This is a genomic window from Propylenella binzhouense (assembly GCF_009866965.1).
In the GTDB taxonomy this organism is placed as follows: Bacteria; Pseudomonadota; Alphaproteobacteria; order Rhizobiales; family Afifellaceae; genus Propylenella; species Propylenella binzhouense.
Window position 1 is genome coordinate 1 of record NZ_SPKJ01000119.1, and the last position, 10,445, is coordinate 10,445.

Sequence of the window (10,445 nt, forward strand, 5' to 3'; positions counted from 1 at the left end):
CGGCCGGGGCTTTCGTGTCCGGAAGCGAGGCGACCAGCGAGGCCTTGACCACCGGCGCCGCCGGGGCGGCGACCGTCTCCGCCTGCGCCGCCGTGCTCGCGAGCTGCGTCGCCGCGCCGGCCGCGGGCTCGGCCTTCGTCCCGCCGCGCCCGAAGAGGGCGAGCATGGTGCCGGAGGATTGCGGCACGTCGAGCTCGCGCTGCTTCTTCAGTTCGTCGGCCTCGAGCTTCGCCACGATGATCTTCGTCTTGGCGTCGTCGATGGCCTCCTTCTGGCTCACCGCCACCCGGATCGGCTCGGGCACGCTCATCGGCGGGCATTCGCCGTTCGGGCTGAACCTCACGCCGGCGACCGGCACCGCGTCGAACACGTAGCGGCGCGAGCAGACGTCGATCTTCGGCTCCTGCCCCGTCACCTCGAAATGGTCGTAGCCGACCTTCAGCATCCGCCAGAAGCCCATGTTGGGATCGTTGCGGTGCTTGGCGAGGTTCTCCGGCGTCATCCGGAACGGAAAGGCCTGGACCTGGAACGAGCGCTGCCCGCCCTCGAAGGCGAGCCGCGCGAGCGCGTAGATCTCGCCGATCTGCTCGTCGGTCATGGCGTAGCAGCCGGCGGAGGAGCACGCGCCGTGCACCATCAGGAAGCGGCCGGTGCGGCCGTTGGCCTGGTCGAACTTGTTGGGAAACCCGATGTTGAAGGAGAGATAGTAGGAGGAGTTCGGGTTCATCTGCGCGGGCGTGATCGTGTAGAAGCCCTCGGGCGCCTGCTTGTCGCCCTCCTTGATCTTCGGCCCGAGCTTTCCGGACCAGGCGCAGATGTCGTAGCTCTTGAGGAGCGCGAAGCGGCCGGTCGCCTTCTCCTTCTTCCAGACCTCGAGGGTCGATTCCTCCTTGAAGATGCGCACCAGGATCGGGCTGCGCTCGTCCATGCCCTTCTTGGCGACGAGCTCCTTCATCGCATAGGGCAGCGGCTGGAGGTGCTTCGGCAGCACGCTGCCGGTGATGTCCGTGCAGGACGCCAGGAGAGAGGCCGCGAGCGCGGCTGCCGCCAGTGCCGGCACGCGCCGGTTGAGGAGTGTAGAGGTGCGCATGGTTGCCCCGCCCCCCGCCTTAGCCGTCCTGTTTCTTTGGCGCAACTGTGCGACGGGTATCGTTGACGAAAGGTTACTGCAAGGCGATTGCGGCGCGATGCGGGCGGCGGCGCCGGAATCCCGGAACATGTTGCGGGAATGCCGCGACGCTCAGCCGAGCGTGCGGCCGATCGCGAGGAACTTGTCGCGGCGCGCGCGGCGCAGCGCATCGGGCGGCTGCCCGACGAGGTCGCGCAGCGCCGTCTCGATCCGGTCGCCGGCGCGGTTGATCGCCTCGGCGGGCGCGCGGTGGGCGCCGCCGACGGGCTCGGCGATGACGCCGTCGATCACCTTGAGGCCGAGGAGGTCCGTCGCGGTGATCTTCATGGCGGTCGCCGCGTCCTGGGCGCGCGAGGAATCCTTCCAGAGGATCGAGGCCGCGCCCTCCGGCGAGATGACGCTGTAGATCGCGTGCTCCAGCATGAAGACGCGATTCGCGGTGGCGATCGCGATGGCGCCGCCGGAGCCGCCTTCGCCGATCACGACGGCGACGTTCGGCACCCCGATCTTGAGGCACATTTCGGTCGAGCGCGCGATCGCCTCGGCCTGGCCGCGCTCCTCCGCGCCGATCCCCGGATAGGCCCCGGCGGTGTCGACGAGCGAGACGACCGGCAGGCCGAAGCGGTCGGCGAGTTCCATGATGCGGACCGCCTTGCGGTAGCCCTCGGGCCGCGCCATGCCGAAATTGTGCTTGATCCGGCCCTGGGTGTCGGAGCCCTTCTCCTGCGCCAGCACGGCGACCGCCTCGCCGCGGAAGCGCGCGAGCCCGGCGAGGATCGCGTTGTCCTCGGCGAACTTGCGGTCGCCGGCGAGCGGCGTGAACTCGGTGAAGAGCCGTTCGATGTAGTGGCGCGCATGCGGCCGGTCCGGGTGGCGCGCGACCTGCGTCTTCTGCCAGGGCGTCAGCTTGGAATAGATCGCCTTCAGCGCCTCGTGGGCCTTGCGCTCGAGCGCGCTCACCTCCTCCGCGACCGACACGCCGTCTTCGCCATCCTCCAGGCGCTTCAGGTCCTGGATCTGGCCTTCGAGGTCCGCGACCGGCTTTTCGAAATCGAGGAATGTCCGCATCTATCTTCCGGATGGGCGCCGCGGCCCGCATTTGGCGGCGCAAACTGGCGAGGGGGTCACCACAAGTCAAGCGCGCGGCTTGCTCAGCCGGGCTTGCGGCGCGCCAGCGGGTGGTGCCCCGTCACGAGCGCGTTCAGCCGCTCGTCGAGAACGTGCGTGTAGATCTGCGTCGTCGCGATGTCGGCGTGGCCGAGAAGCGTCTGCACCGCCCGCAGGTCGGCGCCGCCGGAAAGAAGGTGCGTCGCGAAAGCGTGCCGCAGCACGTGCGGCGAGAGGTCGGCCGCATCGAGCCCCGCCGCGGCCGCCACGGCCTTGAGGTCGCGGGCGAAGGCCTGGCGCGTCAAATGGCCCTCTTCGCTCGTCGCGGGAAAGAGGAAGCGCGCCTCGGAACGCCCCGCCGCCTTCAGCGCCGCCGCATAGTGCCGCACGGCCTCCGCCGCCGCCGCATTGAGCGGGACCAGCCGCTCGCGCCCGCCCTTGCCCCGCACGATCAGGAACGGACGCTCGCTCCGCGCCGCCGAGGCCGGCAGCGACACGAGCTCGGAGACGCGCAGGCCGGTCGCATAGAGGAGCTCGAGCAGCGCCAGCGTTCTGAGCGCGGCGAGCCGCTTCGCCGGGGAAAGCGCCGGATCGGCGGTGGCATCCCGCGCCGCCGCGAGCAGCCGGTCCACCTCCGCGACGCTCATCACCTTGGGGAGCGTCCGGCGCGGCTTGGGACGGTCGACGCTGGCGGCCGGATCGTCCTCCCGCACCCCCTCCTCGACGAGAAAGCGGAAGAACTGCCGCAGGGCGGAGAGCCGGCGCGCCTGCGACGAGGGGGCGAATCCGCGCCTGGCGAGGTCCGCAAGGTAGGCCCGCAGGTCCGACGTCTCGGCCTCGGCGAGGCGGCCCGTCGTCTCGCGGAAGTCGCTGAGGTCGCGGCCATAGCCCGCAAGCGTGTTGGCGCTCGCGCCGCGCTCGGCCGCGAGCATCTCGAGAAAGGCCTCCTTGAGCGCCGCGTCCCGGCTCGCGCCTCCGGCAGGCTTCATCTCAGCGGTCCAGGCGGTTGGCCGGAATGCGCTCGGTCATTTCGTGGGGGGTCGGCTCGACAAAGAAGACCAGCGCCAGCATGGTGCCGTAGACGAGAGCCGCAATCACCGCGATCACGAACAGGAATCGGAAGAGAGTCGGCATTGGCGATCGAACCCCCGTTTCTTTCCTTATCCCGTTCGTGGCCCGTCATTTCAAGGCATGGGCCCGATGCTTGACAGGTCGGCGCCGGCGGCACCACGTGAGCGCTCGTCGACCGGGGAGAACGAGCAGGTGGAGCTGTCGGCTGCCGATATCGATCAGGCGACGCGGATCGCCGCGGACCTGCGCGGCCGCAGCATCGTTCTCGTCGGCATGATGGGGGCCGGCAAGACGAGCGTCGGCCGGCGGCTCGCGGCCGCCCTCCACCTCCCCTTCGTGGATGCCGACGCGGAGATCGAGAGCGCCGCCAACCTCACCATCCCGGAGATCTTCGCGACGATGGGCGAGGAGAAGTTCCGCGATGGCGAGCGCCGCGTGATCGCGCGCCTTCTCGGCGACGGCCCGAAGGTGATCGCGACCGGCGGCGGCGCCTTCATGGCGGCCGAGACGCGCCGGGCCGTGCGGGCCAACGGGATTTCCGTCTGGCTCAAGGCGGAACTGCCGATCCTGATGGACCGCGTCCGCAAGAAGAGCAACCGCCCGCTTCTGCAGCATGCCGATCCGGAAGAGGTCATGCGATCGCTTCTCGCGGTTCGCGAGCCGGTCTATGCCGAGGCGGACCTCATGGTCGTGTCGAACGACGGCCCGCACCAGGCCGTGGTCGCCGATCTCGTGGCCCGGCTCGAGCGCTTCCTGGAGAGCGAGAAGAACACGTGAACGCAATCGACCGCCCCGAAGCCGCCGTCCGCGTGGAGCTCGGCGAGCGCGGCTACGACATCCTGATCGGCTCGGGCCTGCTCGCGGCGGCCGGCGCTGCCATTCGCGAGCGGCTCGGCGCGGTGCGCCTGGCCGTCGTTACCGACGAGAACGTCGCCGCGATCCACTTGCCCGCGCTCCTCCTCGCGCTCCGCGCGGCCGATCTCGACGCGATCACCATCGTGCTGCCGCCAGGCGAGGCGACGAAGAGCCTCGAGCATCTCGAAGCCGTCGTCGACCAGGTGCTCGAGGCGCGGCTCGAGCGCGGCGACGCCGTCGTGGCACTCGGCGGCGGCGTCATCGGCGACCTCGCGGGCTTCGCTGCCGCCATCGTCCGCCGCGGCATGTCGTTCGTGCAGATTCCGACATCCCTTCTCGCCCAGGTCGATTCGAGCGTCGGCGGCAAGACCGGGATCAATTCCCGCCTCGGAAAGAACCTGATCGGCGCGTTCCACCAGCCTGCGCTCGTCCTCGCCGACACGGCCGTCCTCGATACTCTGCCGGCCCGCGAATTCGCGGCCGGCTATGCCGAAGTGGCGAAATACGGGCTTCTCGGCGACGCCGACTTCTTCGCCTGGCTGGAGGAGAATCGCGCCGCCGTGTTCGCCGGCGGCGCAGCGCGCACGCGCGCGATCGCGGTGAGCTGCCGCGCCAAGGCCGCGATCGTCGCGGCCGACGAACGCGAGCAGGGCGAGCGGGCGCTGCTCAATCTCGGCCATACGTTTGGGCACGCGCTCGAGGCCGCGGCCGGCTTCGACGCGCGCCGGCTGGTGCATGGCGAGGCGGTCGCGATCGGCATGGCGCTCGCGCACCGCTTCTCGGCCGGGCTCGGCCTCGCGCCCGGAGCCGACGCCGAGCGCGTCGAGCGGCATCTCCGGGCCGCCGGCCTGCCGACCGCGATCTCCGACGTGCCGGGATCCGCGATCGAGGCGGACGAGCTGATGCGGCACATCGGCCAGGACAAGAAGGTCCGCCAGGGCCGCCTCACCTTCATCCTGACGCGCGGGATCGGCCGCGCCTTCGTGGCGGGAGACGTGAGCCCGGGCGAGGTGCGGTCCTTCCTCGAGGCGGAGCTGGCACGCTAGCCATGTGGCTTGCCCTGATCATCTGCTTCGTCCTCCTTCTCCTCTGCCTCTCGTCCTTCTTCTCCGGTTCCGAGACGGCCCTGACGGCCGCCTCGCGTGCGCGCCTGCACCAGCTCGAGCGCTCCGGCGACAAGCGCGCCGGCATCGCCAACGCGCTTCTGGAGAAGAAGGAGCAGCTGATCGGCTCCCTCCTCCTCGGCAACAACCTGGTGAACATCCTCGCCTCGGCGCTGGCGACGAGCGTGTTCATCCGGCTCGTCGGCGAGGAGGGCGTCGTCTACGCCACCGCCGTCATGACGGTGCTCGTGCTCGTGTTCGGCGAGGTGCTCCCGAAGACCTGGGCGATCACCGTGCCCGAAGCCTTCGCCCTCGCCGTCGCGCCGGCGATCGCGGTGGTGGTGAAGGTCTTCGCGCCGATCGTCATGGCGGTGCAGCAGGTGGTCCGGCTGCTGCTCCGCCTCTTCGGCGTCGACGCGAGCGGCAAGTCGCTCGTCTCGCCGCACGAGGAGCTGCGCGGGGCGGTCGACCTCCTCCACCGCGAGGGCAGCGTCCAGAAGGGCGACCGCGACATGTTCGGCGGCGTGCTCGACCTCAGCCAGCTCGAGGTCCCGGACATCATGGTCCACCGCATGAACATGAAGATGCTCAACGTGGACGACGCGCCGGAGAAGCTCGCCGAGGCGGTCATGCGCTCGCCCTTCTCGCGCCTGCCGCTCTGGCGGAACGAGCCGGAGAACATCGTAGGCGTCCTGCATGCGAAGGACTATCTGAGGGCGCTCGCCGCCGCGCATGGCGATCCGGGCGCCGTCGACGTGATGAGCGTCGCCTCCCCCGCCTGGTTCGTGCCGGACACCACCACGGTCCAGGCACAGCTCAACGAGTTCCTCCGCCGGAAGGCCCATATCGCGCTCATCGTCGACGAGTACGGCGAGGTGATGGGCCTGCTGACGCTCGAGGACATCCTGGAGGAGATCGTCGGCGACATCGCCGACGAGCACGACGTCGAGATCCAGGGCGTGCGCCCCCAATCGGACGGCACCATCATCGTCGACGGCTCGGTGCCGGTGCGCGACCTCAACCGCGCGCTCGACTGGTCGCTGCCGGACGAGGAGGCGACGACGATCGCGGGCCTCGTCATCCACGAGGCGCACACGATCCCGGAGCCCGGCCAGGAATTCACCTTCCACGGCTACCGCTTCAAGGTGCTCAGGCGGGCGCGCAACCGGATCACGCAGCTGCGCGTCGCCCCCTTGCGGAATCAGGTCGGCGGTGCCACCTGATGGTCACGATCGTTCGGCCGCCTCGCCCGGGGCATAGGCCTGGATCGCCAGGGCATGGACGCCGCCCGAAAGCTCCTCCGCCAGGATGGCATTGATCGCGCGATGGCGCTCAAGCCGGCTCTTGCCTTCGAACGCATCCGCAACGATTCGGATGCGAAAATGGCTTTCGCCTCCGGGCCTGTGCCCGGCATGGCCAGCATGCAGGTGGGATTCGTCCACGACCGTGAGCATTTCAGGTGCAAGTGCTTGGACGAGCTTGGTTTCGATCTTCGATTTCATCGTCATGGGAAAGCGTTCTCCGGACCGTCGGTCGTCTTGAGCGCAGGGAAGCGCATGGGGCATAGTGGCGTCGATGAAGCTTGAATCCGCCTATTTCGACAAGATCCGGACCCGCAGGGAGCCGCAGCGGCCGGCGCGGGCCAGCCTGCGCCTGTGCGAGGCCGAGGGCTGTTCGCAGCAGGGCGAATATCGCGCCCCCAAGGGGCGGCAGGCCGAAGGCGAGTATTTCTGGTTCTGCCTCGACCACGTCCGGGCCTACAACAAGACCTACAACTATTTCTCGGGCATGGACGACGAGGCGATCCAGGCCTACCAGAAGGCGGCCTCGATCGGCCACCGGCCGACCTGGAAGGTCGGCGGCGCGCATGCCGAGGAGTTGCAGCCGCCGGGCGGCCGCGCCAAGTTCGGCTGGCAGCAGCCGCCGAACGACCCGTTCGAGATCCTCGGCGGAAATTTCCGCACGCGCGCGCCCGAACGGGAGGAGCCGCGCGGCCTGCGCAACATGGAACGGAAGTCGCTGCAGACACTCGGCCTCGACGAGACGGCGACGCCCGCCGAGATCAAGGCGCAGTTCAAGCTGCTCGTGAAGCGCCACCACCCCGACCTCCATGGCGGCGACCGGTCGCTGGAGGACAAGCTGCGCGAGATCATTCAGGCCTATAACTATCTAAAGAGCGTCGGCTTCTGCTAGAGCGGGCGCGATCCAGCCATTCAACGGAAAAGCCGCGCCCCCCGCCGGCCAGAGAGGATTTCATGAGTACAGCGGTGGAGAACCCGACAGCCGTCCCGGACATGACCGTGTCCGTGCGGCAGGTCTTCGGCATCGAATCCGATCTGGAGGTGCCCGCCTTCTCCGACACGGGCGAGCACGTGCCGGATCTCGATCCCGACTATCTGTTCGACCGCGAGACGACGCTCGCCATCCTCGCCGGCTTCGCCCGCAACCGCCGCGTCATGGTCACCGGCTATCACGGCACCGGCAAGTCGACCCATATCGAGCAGGTCGCCGCCCGCCTCAACTGGCCCTGCGTGCGGATCAATCTCGACAGCCACATCAGCCGCATCGACCTCATCGGCAAGGATGCGATCGTGGTGCGCGAGGGCATGCAGGTCACGGAGTTCCGCGACGGCATCCTGCCCTGGGCGCTGCAGACGAACACCGCCCTCGTCTTCGACGAGTACGATGCCGGCCGCCCGGACGTCATGTTCGTGATCCAGCGCGTGCTGGAGGTCTCCGGCCGCCTGACGCTGCTCGACCAGAACCGCGTCATCCGGCCGCATCCGGCGTTCCGCCTCTTCGCCACCGCCAACACGGTCGGCCTCGGCGACACGTCCGGCCTCTATCACGGCACGCAGCAGATCAACCAGGGCCAGATGGACCGCTGGTCGATCGTGACCACGCTGAACTACCTGCCGCACGACAAGGAAGTCGACATCGTGCTCGCCAAGGCCTCCCATCTCAGGACGCCGCAGGGCCGCGAGCGCGCGAGCCGGATGGTGCGGCTCGCCGACATGACGCGGAACGCCTTCGTGAACGGCGACCTGTCGACGGTCATGAGCCCGCGCACGGTCATCACCTGGGCGGAGAACGCGGAGATCTTCGGCGATCTCGGCTTCGCCTTCCGCGTCACCTTCCTCAACAAGTGCGACGAGCTGGAGCGTCCGCTGGTGGCCGAGTTCTATCAGCGCTGCTTCGGCGCCGAGCTGCCCGAGTCGACCGCCAACGTCGTCCTCAGCTGATCCCACGAGCCCACCCGCAGAGCCGATCATGAATGGCGGAAAGAAGCGCGAGAGCCCGACCGATCCCTTCAAGCGCGCCGTCGCCGTGTGCGCCCGCGCCGTCGCCGGCGACCGCGACCTCGAAGTGGTCTATGCGGCCGACCGTCCCATGCTCGCCGGCAACAAGATGCGCCTGCCGGAGCCGCCGCGCCGGCTGACCGCGCAGGACGCCGCGATCACGCGCGGCCTCGGCGATTCGATGGCGCTGCGGCTCGCCTGCCACGACGCCCGGGTGCACCGGAAGCTCGCGCCGGAGGGCGCGCTCGCCCGCGCCGTCTTCGACGCGGTCGAGCAGGCGCGCTGCGAGGCGATCGGCTCGCGGCGGATGGACGGCATGCGCGCGAACATCTCCGCGATGCTCCAGGACAAGTATCACCGCGCCAGTCTCGACGAGGTGACGGACCGCGCCGAGGCGCCGATCGAGGACGCGGTGGCGCTGCTCGTGCGCGAGCGGCTCACCGGCAACGCGCCGCCGGCGAGCGGAAAGCGCATCGTCGACCTCTGGCGCGACCACATCGAGAGCAAGGCCGGCGGCGATCTCGACCGCCTCATCGACAGCATCGAGGACCAGGGCGGCTACGGCGAGATCGTGCGCGACCTGCTCGTCTCGCTGGAGATGGCCGACGAGTTCGGCCCGTCGGGCGAGAGCGACGAGGAGCAGACGGGCGACGACGCCGAAGGCGAGGCCGAGCGGAACGAGGCGGCGCGCGGCACCTCCGAGCAGGATGCCGAGGACCAGGAGGTCGAGGGCCAGAGCGAGACCACCGGCGAGGAAGAGGATGCCGGCGAAGCCGAGGAGAGCGCGGCCGATGCCGACGACCTCCAGGACGACGAGAGCTCCGCCGATCGCGAGCCGTCCGGCGAGGCGCGCCGGCCGGACTGGCGCCGCCAGAACGAGCCGCAGACCGACTACAAGGTCTTCACGAGGCGCTACGACGAGGTGATCCATGCCGAGGATCTCTGCCCGCCGGAGGAGCTCGACCGGCTGCGCAGCTTCCTCGACAAGCAGCTTGCGACGCTGCACGGCGCCGTCGCGCGGCTCGCCAACCGCCTCCAGCGCAAGCTGCTCGCCCAGCAGAGCCGCGCCTGGGATTTCGATCTCGAGGAGGGCGTGCTCGACCCCGCGCGCCTGCCGCGCGTCGTCACCGATCCGTTCGCGCCGCTCTCCTTCAAGCAGGAGCGCGACACCGATTTCCGCGACACCGTGGTGACGCTCCTCCTCGACAATTCCGGCTCGATGCGCGGGCGGCCGATCACGGTCGCGGCGACCTGCGCCGACATCCTCGCCCGCACGCTCGAGCGCTGCAGCGTCAAGGTCGAGATCCTTGGCTTCACGACGCGCGCCTGGAAGGGCGGCCAGTCGCGCGAGGAATGGCTGCGCGCCGGCAAGCCGCCGCATCCGGGGCGGCTCAACGACCTCCGCCACGTCATCTACAAGGCGGCGGACGCACCGTGGCGCCGCTCGCGCCGCAATCTCGCGCTGATGATGCGCGAGGGCCTGCTCAAGGAGAACATCGACGGCGAGGCGCTCGAATGGGCCGCCCAGCGGCTGCTGAGCCGGCCGGAGCAGCGCCGCATCCTGATGGTCATCTCCGACGGCGCGCCGGTCGACGATTCGACGCTCTCGGTGAATACCGGCAACTATCTCGAGCGGCACCTCCGGCACGTCATCGAGGGCATCGAGCAGCGCTCGGGAATCGAGCTGATCGCGATCGGCATCGGCCACGACGTCACGCGCTATTACAGCCGCGCCGTGACGATCGTCGACGCGGAGGAACTCGCCGGCGCGATGACCGACAAGCTCGCCGAGCTCTTCGACGCCGCGCCGCCCAAGCCGCGCACCGGCCGCACGCGGGCTTCCGCCGCGTGAGGGGCCGCCGCGTGCGGGGCCGCGCCGCG

At 69.6% G+C, this 10,445-nt stretch carries 11 protein-coding genes; 6 read left to right on the forward strand and 5 right to left on the reverse strand.

Annotated elements, in window-relative coordinates; all coding sequences use genetic code 11:
• The 4 genes from E4O86_RS20455 to E4O86_RS20470 all read right to left on the reverse strand — a co-directional run.
• On the reverse strand, window positions 1-1,090 hold a 1,090-nt coding region (locus tag E4O86_RS20455), incomplete at its 3' end, for a L,D-transpeptidase family protein (RefSeq protein WP_161142404.1).
• A 150-nt stretch (window positions 1,091-1,240) separates the two neighbouring features.
• On the reverse strand, window positions 1,241-2,197 hold the full coding sequence (locus tag E4O86_RS20460; RefSeq protein ID WP_161142405.1) for an acetyl-CoA carboxylase carboxyltransferase subunit alpha: 957 nt from the start codon (window positions 2,195-2,197) through the stop codon (window positions 1,241-1,243).
• Between the two features lie 83 nt (window positions 2,198-2,280).
• Complete coding sequence (locus E4O86_RS20465; RefSeq protein WP_161142406.1) at window positions 2,281-3,225, reverse strand: tyrosine recombinase; 945 nt, start codon at window positions 3,223-3,225, stop codon at window positions 2,281-2,283.
• A gap of 1 nt (window position 3,226) precedes the next feature.
• Window positions 3,227-3,370 carry a histidine kinase gene (locus E4O86_RS20470; RefSeq protein WP_161142407.1) on the reverse strand — a complete coding sequence of 48 codons (144 nt, stop codon included), beginning with the start codon at window positions 3,368-3,370 and terminating at the stop codon, window positions 3,227-3,229.
• A 66-nt stretch (window positions 3,371-3,436) separates the two neighbouring features.
• Here E4O86_RS20470 and E4O86_RS23335 point away from each other — a divergent pair, with 66 nt between their 5' ends.
• The 3 genes from E4O86_RS23335 to E4O86_RS20485 are packed head-to-tail and all read left to right on the forward strand — an operon-like array spanning window position 3,437 to window position 6,488.
• The gene (locus E4O86_RS23335) at window positions 3,437-4,084 is read left to right on the forward strand and encodes a shikimate kinase (RefSeq protein WP_161142408.1); all 648 of its coding nucleotides are present in this window, start codon (window positions 3,437-3,439) and stop codon (window positions 4,082-4,084) included.
• Window positions 4,081-5,208, forward strand: coding sequence for a 3-dehydroquinate synthase (gene aroB, locus E4O86_RS20480; RefSeq protein WP_161142409.1), 1,128 nt, complete (start codon window positions 4,081-4,083; stop codon window positions 5,206-5,208). The genes E4O86_RS23335 and aroB overlap by 4 nt, the downstream gene beginning before the upstream one ends.
• A 2-nt stretch (window positions 5,209-5,210) precedes the next feature.
• On the forward strand, window positions 5,211-6,488 hold the full coding sequence (locus E4O86_RS20485; protein ID WP_161142410.1) for an HlyC/CorC family transporter: 1,278 nt from the start codon (window positions 5,211-5,213) through the stop codon (window positions 6,486-6,488).
• 3 nt (window positions 6,489-6,491) lie between these two features.
• Here the strand turns inward: E4O86_RS20485 and E4O86_RS20490 are convergent, their stop codons facing one another.
• A complete protein-coding gene (locus tag E4O86_RS20490) occupies window positions 6,492-6,773 on the reverse strand; it encodes a BolA family protein (protein ID WP_161142411.1) in 282 nt (93 codons plus the stop codon).
• A gap of 67 nt (window positions 6,774-6,840) precedes the next feature.
• Here E4O86_RS20490 and E4O86_RS20495 point away from each other — a divergent pair, with 67 nt between their 5' ends.
• The 3 genes from E4O86_RS20495 to cobT all read left to right on the forward strand — a co-directional run bounded on the left by E4O86_RS20495 (window position 6,841) and on the right by cobT (window position 10,416).
• Window positions 6,841-7,458: a J domain-containing protein gene (locus tag E4O86_RS20495; RefSeq protein ID WP_161142412.1), complete on the forward strand. Its 618-nt coding sequence runs from the start codon at window positions 6,841-6,843 to the stop codon at window positions 7,456-7,458.
• Window positions 7,459-7,520: 62 nt separating this feature from the next.
• Window positions 7,521-8,507, forward strand: coding sequence for a cobaltochelatase subunit CobS (cobS, locus tag E4O86_RS20500; RefSeq protein WP_161142413.1), 987 nt, complete (start codon window positions 7,521-7,523; stop codon window positions 8,505-8,507).
• 28 nt (window positions 8,508-8,535) lie between these two features.
• Entirely contained in the window at window positions 8,536-10,416 is a 1,881-nt protein-coding gene (cobT, locus tag E4O86_RS20505; RefSeq protein ID WP_161142414.1) for a cobaltochelatase subunit CobT, read from the forward strand.
• The last annotated feature ends 29 nt before the right edge of the window (window positions 10,417-10,445 follow it).